The sequence below is a fragment of the Micromonospora sp. NPDC049044 genome (assembly GCF_040649215.1).
Classification (GTDB): domain Bacteria; phylum Actinomycetota; class Actinomycetes; order Mycobacteriales; family Micromonosporaceae; genus Micromonospora.
Window position 1 is genome coordinate 82,376 of sequence record NZ_JBEZFA010000018.1, and the last position, 16,290, is coordinate 98,665.

Sequence of the window (16,290 nt, forward strand, 5' to 3'; positions counted from 1 at the left end):
GTCGGGTCGGGCTGGGCCGGGGCGGTCATCACGTCTCCTCGGGCTCGGCGTTGCCGGCGATCTCGGCGGCCAACTGCCGGGCCTGTCTGGCCAGTTGCGGGGTGGGGGTCGCGTACACGTGGGCGAAGAGGTCGGCGGGGTCCGGGGCGGGGCGGCCGCGCACACCCCGGCGGGTGCGGTCGGCGAACGCCTCGGCGTCGGCGTCGATCCGCAGTTGCACGTCGTCGTCGAGAACGCCGTGCCGGCGCAGGTGCGCGGCGAGCCGCCGGATCGGGTCGTGGCCACGCCACCACTCGACCTCGGCCGCGTCGCGGTAACGCGACGGATCGTCGGAGTTGGTGTGCGGGGCGATCCGGTACGTCACCGCCTCGATCAGGGTTGGCCCGCTCCCCCGGCGGGCCCGGTCCACCGCGGCGGTCACCGCCGAATGGACCGCGAGCAGGTCGTTGCCGTCCACCCGGACGCCGGGCATCCGGTAGCCGACCGCCCGATACGCCAGCGAGGTGGCCCGGGTCTGCTTGGCGAACGGCACCGAGATGGCGTAGCCGTTGTTCTGCACCACGAACACCACCGGGGCGGAGCGCACCGCGGCGAGGTTGAGCGCCTCGTGGAAGTCGCCCTCGCTGGTGGCCCCGTCGCCGCAGAGCGCCAGCGCGACGGTGTCGTCGCCGGTGCAACGCGCCGCCAGCGCGAGGCCCACCGCGTGCGGCGCCTGCGTCGCCAACGGTGTGCAGTGCGGCGCGGTGCGGCTGGCCATCGGGTCGTACCCGCAGTGCCAGTCCCCGGTGAGCAGGGTGAGCGTCTCGACCGGATCCACTCCCCTGGTCACCACGGCCACCGAGTCGCGGTAGGTGGGGAAGACCCAGTCGGTCGGCCGCAGCGCCAGGACCACACCGACCTGGCACGCCTCCTGCCCGTACGAGGACGGGTACACCGACAGGGAGCCCTGTTTGGCAAGGACGGTCGCCTGGACGTCGAAGCGACGCCCGATGACCATGGCGCGGTACGCCGCCAGCGCCGTGGCCAGGTCCACGGTCTCCGACGTGCCGGCGGGCCGGCCGGGCGGGTCGAAATCTGACCCCGGTGCCCGTATGTCGTGGTTCGACCGAACCTGACCGCTCTGGTCCGTGGTGGCCATGCGCCACCTCCCTCGTGCGTAGGTGCTCGTTGTCCTCGTGGCGCCGGCGCCGCCGACGGGCCCGGTGGGCGCCGGTCAGGTCACCGCGGGGCTTCGGTCCGCCGGGTTGTCGACGACGGACCCGATCTGCTCCCGAGCGGCCCGGAAACACGCCTCGATCGACGTGCCCCGGCGGAAGTCGCCGGTCACCAGCAGACCGTCCGACCCGCCGAGGAGCTTGTCGATGCGCTCCAGCCGGTCGGGATGCCGTCGGCTGTAGGCGCAGAACGCCTGCTGCCACCGGCGGCTCACCTGGTGGCGCAGCCGAGCCTGCGCGATGGCGGGGAAGTGCGGTGCGAGCTGGCTTTCGGCCCGGACCCGCAGCTCCTCCAGGGAGGCCGAGAGCAGGTTCCGCCGAGCCGGCCGGCCGCTGAAGGTGTAGCGGACGATGTGCCGGTCGTCGCGGCCGTAGGCGCCGGCGTTGCTGACCTCGCTGCCCGGCGGAAAGAAGATCGCCCGGGCGGCCACGTCGAACACCGGCCGGTCGTACTCGGCGATCACCACGGCGGCCGGGAAGTAGCGGATCTGGTCCAGTTCGGCGGCGACCTCGGGGTGGCCCGGCCGCAGCAGCGCGGCACCCGCGCTGGCCGGCACGGCCAGGACGGTCAGGTCGGCCAGGTGCGTCTCGGAGTCGCCCGAGCGCGTCCGCACCCGTACGCCGGTGGTGCGGGAGCCGTCCCCGAGCAGCTCCTCGACCCGCGTCCCCAGCTGGACCGACACGGTTGCGGCGAACTCGCCGAACACCGGCTCGAACCCGTCGGTCAGCTGCTCGAACCGGTCGAGCAGCATGCCCAGGTTCGCGCCGAAGTCGGCCAGGTGCAGCTCATCGGGTTCGGCACCGTTCATCCGCACGGTCATCGGGCGGACCAGCGCGTTCTGCAGGTACCGGCCGAAGTAGCCGTCCATGCTCGGGTCGTCGTGCGCCCGGCTGAGGTCCCGGAACCGGGGGCTGCCCAGGAACCGGTCCCGGTCGTCTCCGCGTACCCATCGGGTCATCCGCCAGAAGCGGACGACGTCCCGGGGCGGGGTGCGCCGGAGGAAGCCGGCGATGCCGGCGGCCCGGGACTGCCCGTCCACGGTACGCAGCCGCCCATCCTCCACCCGGGACGTGTTGATCCCGAAGTGCTCGAAGGGCCCGCCGCCCAACTCCTGCACGAAGGACCGGAACTCGGTGTACCGGGTGCCGATGTTCTTACCGCCGAGGGTCACGTCCCGCTCGCCCAACTTCTCTCCGGACGAGCGTCCACCCAGGCGGTGCTGGTCGTCCAGCAGGGTCACCCGCACGCCGCACCGACGCAGGTACCAGGCGGCGGCGATGCCCGACCACCCACCGCCCACCACGATCGCGGTCGCGGGGCGCGGCGGCAGTCCGGCGGGGGTGTCCCGCCGGCTCGTCTCAGCAGTCACGATCCATCCCATCGGTGGTGTCGGAGGGGCAGGGCAGGGGGCGGCACCCGGGCGTTTCGCCGAGCGGAAGTGGTCGAGCGTCCGGTGGGCCGGTCGGGGAGACGCATCCGACGACGGTGACCCGCGGCACCTACTTCATCAGCCGGGGGAACTCGGCGTCGTGCTCCTTGATGTAGACCGTCTGCGGCGTGACGGCGAACCTGTTCTCGTTGTCGAAGTTGTCGGACACCTCGGTGAGGTGGGCCATGATCTGCTCCCCGTTGGTGTTCAGGGTGTGCCGCAGGTAGTCGGTCTGGAGGTTGCCGTGCCACAGCACGCCCAGTTTGTTGACCAGGTAGCGGTCCGTCTCCTCCTCGACCACACCCGCCTCGATGTGCTCACGCAGCACGCCGAGCACCCGCTCGTGGTCCGGCAGGTCGGCGAAGCGGTGCAGCAGGTCCTTCGTGAGCTCCTTGTACCGCGGGAACATCACCATGATCCGGTCGAGGACGCCGCCGCGCCCGATGGACTGCATGGTCTCGGTCGACACGCCCCGCTCGTCGATGTTGCGTTGCCAGTCGTCGACCTTGTCCGGGTTGATCGACACCATGTCCTTGACGTTGCCCCGGGCGGCGCAACCGACAGCGATGATGTCCTGCCGCGCGCAGTGCGCGGTCTGGTACTGGCTGCGTACCGGGCTCCTGGAGTAGGTCTCGGCGAGCGTGTTGTGGTAACCCTGCGAGAGCAGGTAGTCGTACAGGTGCTCCCGCATCGCCATCAACTGCCAGGCGGTGCCCGGCTGCTCGACCCGCCCGTCCATGATCAGCTTGTGGAGCGGCCGGTAGGGCAGGTAGATGGTGGAGAACGCGTCGATCTCCGACGGGGAGTACGTCGACACCAGCTCCGCCAACTCGTCGACGAAGCCGTCGAGTGTCTGGCCGGGCAGGTCGTACATGATGTCCACACACGACTCGGCGTCGAAGTTGAGCGTCCGCATCTGGTCGAAGACCGAATCGACGTCCTCGCGGGTGTCCAGGCGACCGATCTTGCGGTGGATCGTCGGGTTGAGCGTCTCGATCCCGAAGGTGATCCGGTTCCAGCCGTGGCCCTGCAGGAGCTGCATCATCCCGGGCCGGCGTAGGGTCCGGGGCTCTCCGGTGAACGACTTCTCGATGGTGTCGTAGCCCGGCACGACCTTGCGCAGGTGGGCCGAGAGCCGGTCCACCGCGCCCAGCGGCAGCGTGGACGGGCTGCCACCACCGACGTAGATCGCGCTGAACCTGCGGGCCTGGACGTACGGCTGGCGCATGTACCAGTCGATTTCCTTGATCAGGTAGTCGGTGTACCGCTCCAGACGATCCTCGTCCTGCTTGGGGTAGTGGTAGCGGTTGAAGTTGCAGTAGTGGCAGAAGGACTTGCAGTACGGCACGTGGATGTACAACATGAGCTCGTCGTTGAGGTTGCCACCGGGATCGCCGAGGCTGGCGATGTTGGCCTCGACCTGCGCGGGCTCGACCTGGTGCCAGTCCATTGTGGCGAAGTTCGGCATGACATAGTGCGAGGCCGTCACGATCCCGGGAAAAGGCATCGGCCGGGTGGCGTGCTCGCCGACGTAGAGGCGGGGTGCGGCTGACTTGACTTCCATCTCTGCTCCCTCGGTCGTGCGTGTCGTACCGCGCACCTCCCGGCCGACCAGCCGGCCGGCACCGGTCACGGACAGTCCGTGCCCCGCACCAGGTGTGCGCAGCCCTTCCAGTTGATGACTCCGGCGCCCCAGGTCAGACCCGCGCCGAAGGCGGCCAGCCCGACCCGGGCCCCGGCCGTCAACAGCCCCTCCCGCTGGGCCTCGGTGAGAGCCAGTGGGATAGAGGCCGCCGAGGTGTTGCCGAAGCGGTCGAGGTACATCGCGACCCGATCCGCCGGGTAGCCGAGCCGCCGGGCCACGGCGCCGACGATCCGGGCGTTCGCCTGGTGACTGACCAGCACGTCGAGGTCGCTGACGGCGAGTTCACAGGCGTAGCAGCTGGCCTTGACCTCGTTGACCATCGCTTCCACTGCGAACTCGTAGACCTCGCCGCCCTGCATGCGCACCACCTGGTCGTCCCGGTCGACGTACAGGAGATCCCCGTGCTCGCCGGCGGACCCGAAGGAGAGGTACTGCGGGCACCGGGCCCGCCGGGTCCCCCGGGCCGCCCGCACCACGACCGCCGCCGCGGCGTCGCCGAACAGCACGGCTGTCGACCGGTCCTGCTGGTTGGTGAGGCGGGACATCGCGTCGGCTCCGATCACGAGCACGCAGTCGGCCCGGTCGGTCTCGATCCGGCCGATGGCGTAGTCGAGGGCGTAGAGGAAACCGGTGCATGCTCCGTTGAGGTCCACCGCGCCCGGTGCGCCGGTCCCCAGCAGGTGCGCCACCCCCGGGGCGAGCCCCGGGGAGACGCGGTCGGCGGTCGAGGTCGCGGCGACCACGAAGTCGACCTCGGCCGGTGTGGCCCCGGCGTCCACGAGCGCCGCGGCACCCGCCTGTGCGGCCAGGGCGCCGAGCCGTTCGCCGTCGCCGAGCCGGTATCGCTGGCCGACCCCGGTCCGACTGGTGATCCACTCGCTGCTGACCCCGAGGTGGGCGAAGCGGTCGTTGCCGACCACTGTGGCCGGCAGGGCGGCACCCGCTCCGGCGACGACGGCGGTCACGAGGCCAACTCCGGTCCGCGGGTATCCGCCGGACTGAGCACGAATCGCGAGCGGGTGACGACCTGCCCGTTCTGTTCGGCCCAGATCGTCACGGCCTGGCCGCCGCCGTCGGTGTCGGTGTCCCAGCCGGCGACCCGACAGGACAGCGCGACGTCCAGCTCCGCGAACGACACGAAGTCCATCGCCGCCGCATCCGTGCGCAGCGAGCCGGCGTCGACGTCGGCGTGCACCACCATTGCGGCGACCGCGAGCTGGCGCGACGCCTCGGCGATCAGCATGCCCGGATAGTGGTCGAGCCGACGGTCGAAGAAGGCCGGGTGCCGCAGCGGCAACACCTCGGCGGACGCGTCACGCGGTGGTCCGGACGGGGTGGTGATCAGCACGTTGCCGGGAAAGTACCGGCCGACGACGGCACCGGGAGCCGCCATCGCGAGCAACCCAGGTCGGACGTTGAGGACCCGCCCGGCACTGTCGGCGCGCAGTTCCGCGTACCCGTCGTGGGCGAGGAAGGCCACCGAACCCGTCATCGTCGCGGCGGGCCGCCCGTCGATCCAGGCGCGTACCGGCCCGTCGATCGCGTACACCGCGCCGCGCCGGTTGCGGCGGACCCGGTCGACCGGTACGGCGATCACGATCTCGGCGGTGTCCTCCCCCACGATGGTCGCCTGGGTCGACACCACCCGGACGTCCACCGAACGCAGGACGAACTGGCTGTCCAACGGCACCTCGAGGAGCGCGTGCGCGATCACCTCGACGCCCTGCCGCAGGACCTCGGCGATCAGGAGGATGTCGTGGTGGCGGCCGGCGGTGTCGTTGTACAGCCGGTGCAACCTCGGCAGGTGGCCCACGGCTACCAGCCGTTCCCCGTCCCGGGCGACGCCGGTGACGAAGACCCCTTCGGTGCTGCGTCGGTGCGCGAACCGTCGTGGAACGGTGGAGTCGGTGGTGAGCCCGAGCGAGCTGGGCACCGGCGGCTGCACCGCGGCCGCCGGCCGCGCCGTCGCGTCGATGTTCGTGGCCATTCAGTTCGCCGCCCGCAACAGTAGGGCCACGTTGTGGCCGCCGAACCCGAAGGATGTGGAGAGGCCCACCGACCCGCTCTCGCGGACCGCCAGCGACACGGCCCGTGCGGCGTGGGTGAGTGGCCCGAGGCGCTCGTCGGGCTCGGTCAGCCCGTGGGTCGGCGGGACCGTCCGGTGCCGCAGCGCCTGCAACGTGGCGACGGCCTCGACCGCCCCCGCGGCACCCAACAGGTGCCCCAGGTAGGACTTGCTGGACGAGATCGGGATGCTGGTCAGCGCCGCGCCCAACGCGGTGCGCAGGGCCCTGGTCTCGGCCAGGTCGTTGAGCACCGTCCCGGTGCCGTGCGCGTTGATGTAGTCGACGTCGGCCGCCGGGAGTTGGGCGTCGGCCAAAGCGAGGGTGACCGCCTTCGCGGCGAGCGACGCTGTCGGTTCGGGAGCGGTCAGGTGGTAGGCGTCGGTCGTGGCGCCGTACCCGAGCACCTCGCCGAGGAGCACCGCGCCCCGACGCTCGGCCGCGTCGGCACTCTCCAGCACCAGGACGGCCGCTCCCTCGCCAAGCAGGAAGCCGTCGCGCTTCTGGTCGAACGGCACCGAACGGCCGGTCGGCGAGAGCGCGCCGGCCGAGCGGAAGATGGCCTCCGTGAACGGCGTCAGGGCGGCTTCGGCCCCGCCGACCACCACCGCGTCGGCTTCGCCGGCCCGGATCGCGCGCAGCCCGGCTCCGATCGCTTGTGCGCCTCCGGAGCAGGCCGCGACGATGGACGACGCCTCACCGCGAAACTGGTAGCGGATCGCCAACTGGGCCGCGGCCGCGTTGGCCATCAGCATCGGTACGGACAACGGCGACACGTAGTCCGGGCCGTCGCGGCGTAACGCCTCCACCTGCGACTCGATCGTCGCGATGCCCCCGATCGCCGAGCCGATCACGCAGCCCACCCGCTCCGCCGGGTACGGCGGCTGATCACCCCACCCGGCCTGGTCGAGCGCCTCGTCGGCGGCGGCGATGGCGAACTGGCAGAACCGGTCGGTGCGGTGCGCCTCCCGTCGGGTGAGCACCCCGCGCCAGTCGAACGAGTCGCACCTGCCGACGCCGCCGTCCAGGCCGGAGTCTCCCGCGACGGCCCGCTCGTGGAGCGCCTGGGCTCCCACCCCCAGGGCGCTGACCACTCCCATGCCGGTCACCACGACCCGTCTGGTCATGCGCAGCCCGCCCGCTCATAGATCACCTGGAGCGCGTCGGCAAGTGACTTCACCTCGGCGAAGTCGTTGGGCCGAACCTGGATGCCGAGTTCCTTGCGGACGCCCTGGCTCAACTCGACAACGTCAAGCGAGTCGAGCCCCATCTCTTCGAGCGTGGCGCCGGCACTGATGCCGGCCGCGTCCGCGCCCATGGCCTCCACCTGCTCGCGTACGAACTCCTCGATCTCCACCTGGCTGTGCTGAGAGTTCTGGGACATATCGCCCTCCAGGAATGTCGGTCTACACGGGCCCCGCATGACCGGGGCGAGGATCAGGAGAGCTGGAACGCGGCGGCCGAGAGCCCCCCGTCCACGGCAAGCGTCGCGCCGGTGACGTATCCGGCCGCCGTCGACGCGAGAAAGCACACGCAGGCGGCCACCTCGTCCGGGCTGGCGGCTCGCCGTATCGGCACGTGGCGGCGCACCGACTGGTCGAGGTGTGCCACGTCGTGGGTCATGTCGGTACGCGCCAACCCCGGCGCGACCGCGTTGACGGTCACGCCCTTTCTCGCCACCTCTACCGCGACCGACCTGGTCAGCGCGCCCAGACCCGCCTTCGCCGCGGCGTAGTTGCCCACGCCGGGAATCGAGTGGGCGCCGAGCACCGAGGCGACGTTGACGATCCGCCCGAATCTGGCCCTGATCATGCTCGGCAGAGCGCGCCGCATTGTATGAAAGGAGCCGGTGAGGTTGGTGGAGAGCACCGTTCGCCACTGCTCGTCGTCGAGGTTCGCCAGTAAACCGTCAGCGCGGACGCCGGCGTTGTTGACGAGCACGCTTACCGCACCGAACTCGTCTTCGAGTGCATTGAAAAGGCCGTCCACCGATTCTGCGTCGGACACGTCGGCGCCCACCACGACCGCGCGACCGCCGGCATTTGTGATCGCTTGCGCGGCGGCCCGCGCCGCCGTCTCGTCGGACCGGAAGTTGATCCCCACCGGCAGGCCACCCCGCGCCAGTGCCTGTGCGACCGCCAGCCCGATCCCTCGCGAAGCTCCGGTGACCAGGGCACACCCGGTGGTCGGCAATGCGAATTCGAGACCGCGTGCGGCGGACTGATGGCTTTGATCAATTTCGATGTTGGTAAGCGCAACACTCACCCGCGAACCCCCCGTGGCATCCATGGCGTACAGACCGCACGGACGACCTCCATCCCGGCCTGAAGGAGATGGTCGAGGCGGCCACACGGACCTCGTCAACATATAGAATGTCAACGATTCAATCAAGGGTCCTGAAACTGTCGCACCTATTTATTCTTCGGTAACATCTGTTTCGCTCGACGGCTGGGACCAGCGCCGCAAGATCATTCAGCCGCAACAGACACGCCGCCGTTATCGGCCGGTGGGGTTGCGGACCTGCCATCGATGCCGGAAAGGTGGACGCGGTGAGCCGATACGACACCATCGACGCCCTGCTCGAGCACACCGGCCAGCAGCTCGGCACCACCGGATGGCACCTCATCGACCAGGCCCGGATCAACGCGTTCGCCGACGCGACCGGTGATCAACAATGGATCCACGTCGACGAGAAGCGGGCGGCGGCGGAGAGTCCGTTCGGGACGACGATCGCGCACGGCATGCTCACGCTCTCGCTCTGCGCCACCTTCCTGGCCGAGTTGATCGAGGTCGACGGCGTCCGCCTGGTCATCAACGCCGGCCTGAACAAGGTGCGCATGCGCGCCCCGGTCCCGGTCGGTGCCCGGGTGCGCGGCGTCGCGACCCTCCTGGAGGCCCGCCGGATGGCTGGCGCGTGCCGGGTCGTGGTGCAGATGCGGGTGGAGATCGAGGGCGAGACCAAACCGGCCTGCGTCGGCGACTGGGTCCTCGTGTTCAATGAGTGACCACCGCGTCACCACACCGTGCGTCTCCCGCACGGATCACGGACCGGTGGTCGTGCTCACGATGGACCGCCCGGACACCGGCAACGTGCTCGACGCCGAGATGCTCGGCGACCTGCTCCGGCACCTCACCGCGCTGGCAGGCGACCCGACGGTGCGCGCGGTCGTCCTGACCGGCTCGGGCAGGGCCTTCTCGCTCGGCGGTGACCTGGCGGACTTCGAGCGGGCGCTGTCCGGCCAGGTGGGCGACCCGGCCGCGTACAGCCGCCCCCTGACCGACGCGCTGGGCACTGTGGTCCGCACAGTGCGCGAGATGCGGGCCTGCGTGATCGCGGCGGTCAACGGGCAGGCGGCGGGTGCCGGGTTCGCCCTGGCGTTGGCCTGTGACATGCGCATCGCCGCGGAGCGGGCCGTGTTGCACTTCGCCTACGGAGCGCTCGGCGCGTCGACGGACGGGGGGATGAGTTGGTTCCTGCCCCGTGTCGTCGGGCCCGCGCGGGCGCTCGCCCTCCTGCTCGAACAACCGATCATGCGAGCACCCCGGGCTCTCCGGGAGGGCCTGGTCAACGAGGTCGTGCCGGCAACCGACCTGCTGGATCGGGCAGTGCGCACCGCCGGGCACCTGGCGGCGAGCGCACCGCACGCGGTAGCCGCCGCGAAGCGGCTCGTCGACGCCAGCCACCGCAACACGCTGACCGAGCACCTGGCGGTGGAGCACGACCTGTTCGCCGACGGGCTGCGGACCCGGGACATGCGGCGGGGCCTGGCCGCCCACCGACAGGGTGACGTGCCGGTGTTCGAAGGCGACTGAACCCCCGGAGGGCGCGGACCTGGGCGATGCCGACGGCACCGTTGTCGGCCACCGACGGCCCACCCACACCGGCGCGCCGGCCCGTTCGGACCAGCCCACACCCGGCGCCACGCGGACCCACGCTTCGGACTGCTGATGGACAAGGTCGGCACCATCGGAGAGGATCTATCCCGTGAATACCCGGTCCACCGGCGCCGCAGCTACCGCCGAGAACACGAGCCCCGAAGAGACGTCCGACGACCGGACGCCGAGCCGGTGGGAGCGGTGGCGCTGGGCCCGCCCCGAGTGGACCCTGGCGGCACTGGGCAGCCTGCTGCTGGCGGCGGTGCTTACCTGGCCGACGCTGCGGCACCCGGCGAGCACGATCCCCAACGACCTCGGCGACCCGACGTTGCAGGCATGGCAGGTCGCCTGGTCGGGTCACGCCCTGCTGAGCAATCCGGCCGACCTCTGGAACTCGAACACCTTCTTCCCGGAGAAATACACCTACGCCTACAGCGACACCCTGCTCGGGTACGCCCCGATCGGGATGCTCGGTTCCGGCTTCGAGGCCGCCCTGGTCCGATACAACGTGCTCTACGTGCTGCTGCACGCGCTCGCGGCCTTCGGGGCGTACGTGCTGGCGCGGCAGCTCGGCGCGAACCGGTGGGGCGGGGCGGTCGCCGGAATCGCCTGGGCGTTCGCGCCCTGGCGGTTGGCGCACGCCGGCCACCTCAACATCCTGTCCAGCGGAGGCATCGCGCTGTGCCTGGCGATGCTGGCCCGTGGGCACGGCTGGTCGTTCCGCGACGGCTACCGGCCGGAGCGCCGGCGGCCCGGCTGGGCGTTGGCCGGCTGGCTCGTCGCCGCCTGGCAGGTCACGCTCGGTTTCGGCATCGGGCTGCCACTTGTCTACTTCCTGCTGGCCGCCGTGCTGGTGGCCGCCGGCTGCTACGGCTGGTCCTGGTGGCGCAAGCGGGAGCGCCCGCCGTTCGGTAGGCGCCTGCTGCTCGCGGATCTGGCCGGCGGCGCCGTGTTCGGCCTGACGACGGTGCTGCTCGGCCTGGTCTACCTGCGCGTCGTCGACCTCAACCCGCAGGCCGAACGCGGGCTGGAGTGGACGAAGATGTTCTCCCCGCCACTTATCGGCTTCGTGACCGCGCCGGGCGACTCCTGGTTGTGGGGTGAGCGGCACGCCGCCGCCCGCGAACAGCTGTCCTGGCCGCCGGAGATGGCGCTGCTGCCGGGCATCACGCTCATCGCGCTGGCCGCGGCGGGCCTGTTCATCTCGATGTACCCGGCTCGGCACCGGGTCGCACTGGGTCTCGGCGTGCTCGGCACCGTGCTGCTGGGTCTGGGCTCGACCCTCGGTGGTGACGGGGACCCGGGCTATCTGACCCTCTCCACCCACCTGCCGGGCTGGGACGCCCTGCGCACACCGGGCCGGATGATGCACTGGACCAGCCTGTTGCTGGCGCTGCTGGCCGCCGGCGCGGTGACGGCGCTGGCCCAGTCATCGGAGCAGGCCCCGGAGCAGAGCACGGCCCGCCGGTGGTCGCGGCTCTTCATGCCCCTGGTCCTACTGATACCGCTGGCCCTGGTCACCCTGGAGGGCGTCAACCGGACACCCCACCCGACGGTCACTCCGCCGCCGGCCGCGATGCGGGCCGCCCAGGACCCGATCCTGGTGCTGCCCGCGGGCGGGGTGGGCGATCTGACGTACATGCTGTGGACCACCGACGGGTTCCCCCGGGTGACCAACGGGCTGGCCGGATTCGAGCCGGTCAGTCAGGCGCAGACCCGGATGGCGGTGGCGTCGTTCCCCGACGCCGGTAGCGTGGCGTACCTGCGTGGCATCGGCGTGCGGTCGGTGCTGGCCGTGCCGGACCGCACGGCGGGGACGCCCTGGGAGGGCATCGCGGCCCGGCCCGTCGACGGGCTCGGCATCACTCGGGAGGACCTCGATGGCGCGCTGCTCTACCGCCTCTGACCGGGGCAGCGCCGCGGGCACCGGCGCCGGATGCCCGGGTACGGGCCGGGCCGGGTGAGCAGAGTGCGGTTGTCCATCGTGGTGCCCTGCTTCAACGAGGAATCGTCTGTGGAGCGGTTGCACGAGACCGTCACGGCCACGCTCGCCGAGTTGTCGGACCTGGACGTCGAGGTGGTGTACGTCGACGACGGCAGTGAGGACGGCACCCTCGAGGCGCTGCGCCGGCTCGCCGCCGCCGACCCCGCGGTCTGTTACACGTCGCTGAGCCGCAACTTCGGCAAGGAGGCGGCAATGCTCGCCGGCCTACAGCGGGCCACCGGCGACGCTGTCGTCATCATGGACGCCGACCTGCAACACCCGCCACGGCTGCTGCCCGAGATGGTGGCCCTGTACCGCCAGGGCTTCGACCAGGTGATCGCCCGCCGCGACCGGCGGGGCGACCGGTTCATCCGCATGGTCGCCTCGCGGTCCTTCTACCGGATGATCAACTGGTGGATCGACGTACGCCTGCAGGACGGGGCGGGTGACTTCCGGCTGCTGTCCCGGCTGGCCGTGGACGCGATACTCGCGATGCCGGAATACAACAGGTTCTCCAAGGGACTGTTCTCCTGGATCGGCTTCCGCACCGTGGTGGTGGCCCACCGCAACGAGACCCGGCAGACCGGCCAGAGCAGGTGGACGCTCGGCAAACTGTTCAACTACGCGTTCGACGGCCTGCTGTCGTTCAACAACCGGCCGCTGCGCCTGGCGATCTACGGCGGCCTGTTCCTCACCCTCATCGCGATCGCCTACATGGCCTGGGTGGTAGCGGATGCCATCGAGAAGGGCATCGACGTTCCCGGCTACACCACAATCATCGTCAGCGTCATCGGGCTCGGCGGCATCCAGATGACCATCCTGGGCGTGATCGGGGAGTACATCGGCCGGATCTACTACGAGACGAAGCGCCGACCGCACTATCTGGTCCAGGAGACCGAGCGCCTGGTCACCGAGGCGGGCCAGGCGTCCCGGGTGCCGCACCAGCCCGCGACGCGGTCGACCGATCGGGGCCAACCGGCGGCGCCGGCCCGGGAGGACAGGTTCCGCCGGCCCCACCAGCCGCCGGCCGCCGGCGAGGCCGCCACCGGCGACGCCAGCTGAACCGTTCGACGCCCACCGGGCTCACGGTGCCGGCCGGCACCACCCGGACGGAGGTGGGTGGCGTCCTCAGCCGTCCGGGGTGAACAGCCCCTGGATGCCGACGACGATCGCGATGAGACCGAAGATCGCGAGCAACAGGCGTACCCCTGTCGCTCCGGCCGCCGGCTCGTCACGTGGCGCCGGGCGTCCGGTCAGCCGCCCCCAGAGCAGGGCGAGCCCGACCCCGATCCCCACCACCTCGAAGTGGAACACCCGGGGGCCGGACACCAGGTGGACGATGAGGTAGTAGCCACCGGTCACCAGCGCCACGACGCCAACCACCCACGCGATCGGGGCCGCCCGACCGGCGAGGCGGCCCAGGTCGTCGCCGACCCGCGGCAGCAACCGGAGCACAGCGACGGCCAGCAGGAAACCGCCGACGATGTTGGCGAGGTCGAGCAGCAAAGCCATGATCACGATAGGTCTCCGTCGATCGGGGGATCAGCGGGTGGGAGCGTACCCACGGACCCGGCCGGTTGAAACGATCCCGTGCGCGGCCAGACGCGACGCCGTCGACCGCCGCGGCACCGGGACGACCGGACAAAGATTTAACCCATCCTTTACGCATTGACCAGCGACTTTGTAATGTCGAGTAGGTCGGCCTTCCGGAAAATGTCGCGACGCTCTCGTTCGTCACCTAGGCTGCCGGGTGGAACAGCGCCGTCCCGCATCCCCTGACGTGCCGGTATCCCCCACGTCCTCGCACCCCACCTACCGCCGGTCCGCACCACGGCCGACGCCGATTGGAGCCATTCGATGACCTGGCGTCCCACCATTGCCGCACTCGCCGGGCTGTGCCTCGCGGTCGGCTCCGCACCATTCGCCGCCGGGGCCGCCGCCGCATCCTCGACGGCAGCGGACACGGCCCATGTTAACGCTCACGCCGCGCTCGCCGGTCCGCCCGGCGCACCAGCCGGGGTCTGTCCGGACGGAGTCGGATACGGCTCGCCGCTGCCGTCGAGTTCCCTGTCGGCCACCCGGATCCAGGGCGGATTCTCGTTCCTCGAAGGGCCGGTCTGGGTCGCCGACGGCGGCTACCTGCTGATGTCCGACATGGCCGCCGGCACCGGGCCGTACAACGTCCAGCCGTCCACCATCCGCCGGTTCACCCGACCGGCGACCTTCGACACGTTCATCGCCAACGCGGGCAGCAATGGCGTGGCGCTCAGCGCCGACGCCCAGCAGCTCATCGCGGCCACCCACGACCAGCGCAGCGTGTCCGCGTACCGGCTGAGCGACAGGTCCCGCAGCACCGTCGCGGCGAACTACCAGGGCCGGGCGTTCAACTCACCAAACGACGTCGCGGTGCGCTCGGACGGCGTCGTCTACTTCACCGACCCCAACTTCCAGCGCGGCAACCGCGCCGACCAGATGAACGGTCGCACCAGCGTCTTCCGCGTCTCCGGCGGCCAGGTGTCCCTTGTGGATGACCGGTTGCGCCAGCCGAACGGCATCTCGCTCTCACCCGACGGGACCGCGCTGTACGTGGGCGCGTACTCCGAAAACAAGATCTACAAGTACGCGGTCGCGCCCGACGGCAGCACCGGCGCCCGCAGTGTCTTCGTGAACTACATCGGCGGTCCGGACGGCGGGACGATCGACTGTGCCGGCAACGTGTACTGGACGTCGGGTTTCGACGGCCAGGTCCACGTCTACTCCCCCTCCGGCACGCAGCTCGGCACGATCCGGGCCGCCAACTCCGGCACCACAAACGTGGCCTTCGGCGGGCCTGACCGGCAGACCCTCTACATCACCTCCGGCCAGCGCAACGACTCCGGCCTGTACAGCGTGCATCTGAACATTCCCGGATACCCGTACTGACACCCGTCGCACGCGTCCGGTCCCGCCCCGGACCCGATCATTTGATCGAGCCCAAGCGGGACCGGATGTCCCCGACCGCTGTCGGTGCCTGTCGTGCCGCTCGACGCTCCGAGTGAGGAGATGGTCAGCCGAAGCAGTCGGGGACGGGCGGCGCGCTGGGCGTGCAGTTGGTTCGGGCCAACCACGCCGCGCGCCAGGGTGACCGGGAGGCATCGCGCCGCTTCCTGCTCGACTGGGCCGCCACCGAGCCCCGCACCCGGCAGACGCTCAACGAACCGCAGTTCCACCTGGCTCAACTGGGCTTCCTCGACGGCACCGTCGGCATCCAGACTGAGGCGGCGAGCCTGGCCGAACCGGGCTTCGACAGGGCCCACGCCCTGCTCACGCTTACCGGACTGCACCGCAGGGCGGGACACTTCGCCGAGGCACGACAGGCGCTGTGCGGCTGCGGGAGGCCATGCCCACCGACCCCCACTGAAAGGAGGCGGGACTCTGACGCCACTTCGTCCGTGCGCACTTCCGGCTCGTCCCGCTGGCCCCGAACCCGGTCTCGCCCCGCAACTCATGGATGAGGGTGCGCGGCAGATGCACGGCGTGTCCCGGCTCTGGATGGACGGCGTGCTGGACGCCGCCGTCACCGCCGCCGCGCACATCGACCCCGATCACCTGACCGACCACTACCTGCGACTGCGAGAAAGCCAGCAGCGGGCCCGCGACGAGGAAGCAGGTTAGGCAGCGAGGTTCGCCGCCGGCTCCGCACCGCCGCCAGCGGTCGACCACCCCACATAGATTCCGGGTACGAGGTGGGTGTGGTGGAGAGCCGTCCACTCAGACCAGGCTCCGCCGACGGTCAGCCGCTTCGCCGGTTACCCCACTGGCGCGGGCTCTGGACCGAGCCCCGGCCGCCGAAGTGCTGACCCTTGCCGTGCGGTTGGGGTGAGGCGACCCTGCCCTTCGCGCGTCGGGCCGCCCGATTCGTGGGAGCGGTAGGTTGGTCGCCTTCGGCCTCGACCGTGGCGTCGGCAGCCGGCTCGTGATCGTCGTGAACGGGCTCGGGCTCGGGCTCGGGCTCCGGCATCGGCATCTCCCTGGATCTCAGGCGCCCCGTGGACCATCGACAACCGACGGACGCGAACTGCTCGACGCCGGCGTGGGC

The 16,290-nt window shown here is 70.8% G+C and carries 15 protein-coding genes; 6 read left to right on the forward strand and 9 right to left on the reverse strand.

Translation table 11 applies throughout. The features are described 5' to 3' along the window. Positions 1-28: 28 nt before the first annotated feature. From AB0B85_RS17245 to fabG, 8 genes are all read right to left on the reverse strand, one after another. Positions 29-1,138, reverse strand: a complete 1,110-nt coding sequence (locus AB0B85_RS17245; protein ID WP_357408284.1) for a thiamine pyrophosphate-dependent dehydrogenase E1 component subunit alpha — start codon at positions 1,136-1,138, stop codon at positions 29-31. 75 nt (positions 1,139-1,213) lie between these two features. Beyond that, complete coding sequence (locus AB0B85_RS17250) at positions 1,214-2,584, reverse strand: FAD-dependent oxidoreductase (RefSeq protein ID WP_357408286.1); 1,371 nt, start codon at positions 2,582-2,584, stop codon at positions 1,214-1,216. Between the two features lie 130 nt (positions 2,585-2,714). Continuing rightward, entirely contained in the window at positions 2,715-4,208 is a 1,494-nt protein-coding gene (locus AB0B85_RS17255) for a radical SAM protein (protein WP_357408288.1), read from the reverse strand. A gap of 65 nt (positions 4,209-4,273) precedes the next feature. Continuing rightward, on the reverse strand, positions 4,274-5,254 hold the full coding sequence (locus tag AB0B85_RS17260; protein ID WP_357408290.1) for a beta-ketoacyl-ACP synthase 3: 981 nt from the start codon (positions 5,252-5,254) through the stop codon (positions 4,274-4,276). Next, the gene (locus tag AB0B85_RS17265; RefSeq protein ID WP_357408292.1) at positions 5,251-6,276 is read right to left on the reverse strand and encodes an AfsA-related hotdog domain-containing protein; all 1,026 of its coding nucleotides are present in this window, start codon (positions 6,274-6,276) and stop codon (positions 5,251-5,253) included. Before AB0B85_RS17265 ends, AB0B85_RS17260 begins: the two co-directional genes overlap by 4 nt. After that, positions 6,277-7,479, reverse strand: a complete 1,203-nt coding sequence (locus AB0B85_RS17270; RefSeq protein ID WP_357408294.1) for a beta-ketoacyl-[acyl-carrier-protein] synthase family protein — start codon at positions 7,477-7,479, stop codon at positions 6,277-6,279. Then, positions 7,476-7,736 (reverse strand): acyl carrier protein, encoded by a 261-nt coding sequence (locus AB0B85_RS17275; RefSeq protein WP_357408296.1) that lies wholly within the window; start codon positions 7,734-7,736, stop codon positions 7,476-7,478. The genes AB0B85_RS17270 and AB0B85_RS17275 overlap by 4 nt, the downstream gene beginning before the upstream one ends. A gap of 53 nt (positions 7,737-7,789) precedes the next feature. Next, on the reverse strand, positions 7,790-8,719 hold the full coding sequence (fabG, locus tag AB0B85_RS17280) for a 3-oxoacyl-ACP reductase FabG (RefSeq protein WP_357408363.1): 930 nt from the start codon (positions 8,717-8,719) through the stop codon (positions 7,790-7,792). 182 nt (positions 8,720-8,901) lie between these two features. On the opposite strand from fabG, the gene AB0B85_RS17285 reads away from it, so the two are divergent. The 4 genes from AB0B85_RS17285 (at position 8,902) to AB0B85_RS17300 (ending at position 13,274) form a co-directional block, all read left to right on the forward strand. Further along, on the forward strand, positions 8,902-9,357 hold the full coding sequence (locus AB0B85_RS17285; protein ID WP_357408298.1) for a MaoC family dehydratase: 456 nt from the start codon (positions 8,902-8,904) through the stop codon (positions 9,355-9,357). 52 nt (positions 9,358-9,409) lie between these two features. Further along, positions 9,410-10,165, forward strand: coding sequence for an enoyl-CoA hydratase/isomerase family protein (locus AB0B85_RS17290; protein ID WP_357408300.1), 756 nt, complete (start codon positions 9,410-9,412; stop codon positions 10,163-10,165). Positions 10,166-10,337: 172 nt separating this feature from the next. Next, the gene (locus AB0B85_RS17295; RefSeq protein WP_357408302.1) at positions 10,338-12,134 is read left to right on the forward strand and encodes a hypothetical protein; all 1,797 of its coding nucleotides are present in this window, start codon (positions 10,338-10,340) and stop codon (positions 12,132-12,134) included. Between the two features lie 54 nt (positions 12,135-12,188). Beyond that, on the forward strand, positions 12,189-13,274 hold the full coding sequence (locus AB0B85_RS17300) for a glycosyltransferase family 2 protein (RefSeq protein WP_357408304.1): 1,086 nt from the start codon (positions 12,189-12,191) through the stop codon (positions 13,272-13,274). 66 nt (positions 13,275-13,340) lie between these two features. On the opposite strand, the gene AB0B85_RS17305 is transcribed toward AB0B85_RS17300, so the two are convergent. Beyond that, complete coding sequence (locus AB0B85_RS17305) at positions 13,341-13,724, reverse strand: hypothetical protein (RefSeq protein ID WP_357408365.1); 384 nt, start codon at positions 13,722-13,724, stop codon at positions 13,341-13,343. Positions 13,725-14,069: 345 nt separating this feature from the next. Between AB0B85_RS17305 and AB0B85_RS17310 the strand changes: the two genes are divergently transcribed. Then, positions 14,070-15,134, forward strand: a complete 1,065-nt coding sequence (locus tag AB0B85_RS17310) for an SMP-30/gluconolactonase/LRE family protein (RefSeq protein ID WP_357408306.1) — start codon at positions 14,070-14,072, stop codon at positions 15,132-15,134. A gap of 585 nt (positions 15,135-15,719) precedes the next feature. Continuing rightward, entirely contained in the window at positions 15,720-15,866 is a 147-nt protein-coding gene (locus AB0B85_RS17315) for a hypothetical protein (RefSeq protein ID WP_357408308.1), read from the forward strand. The last annotated feature ends 424 nt before the right edge of the window (positions 15,867-16,290 follow it).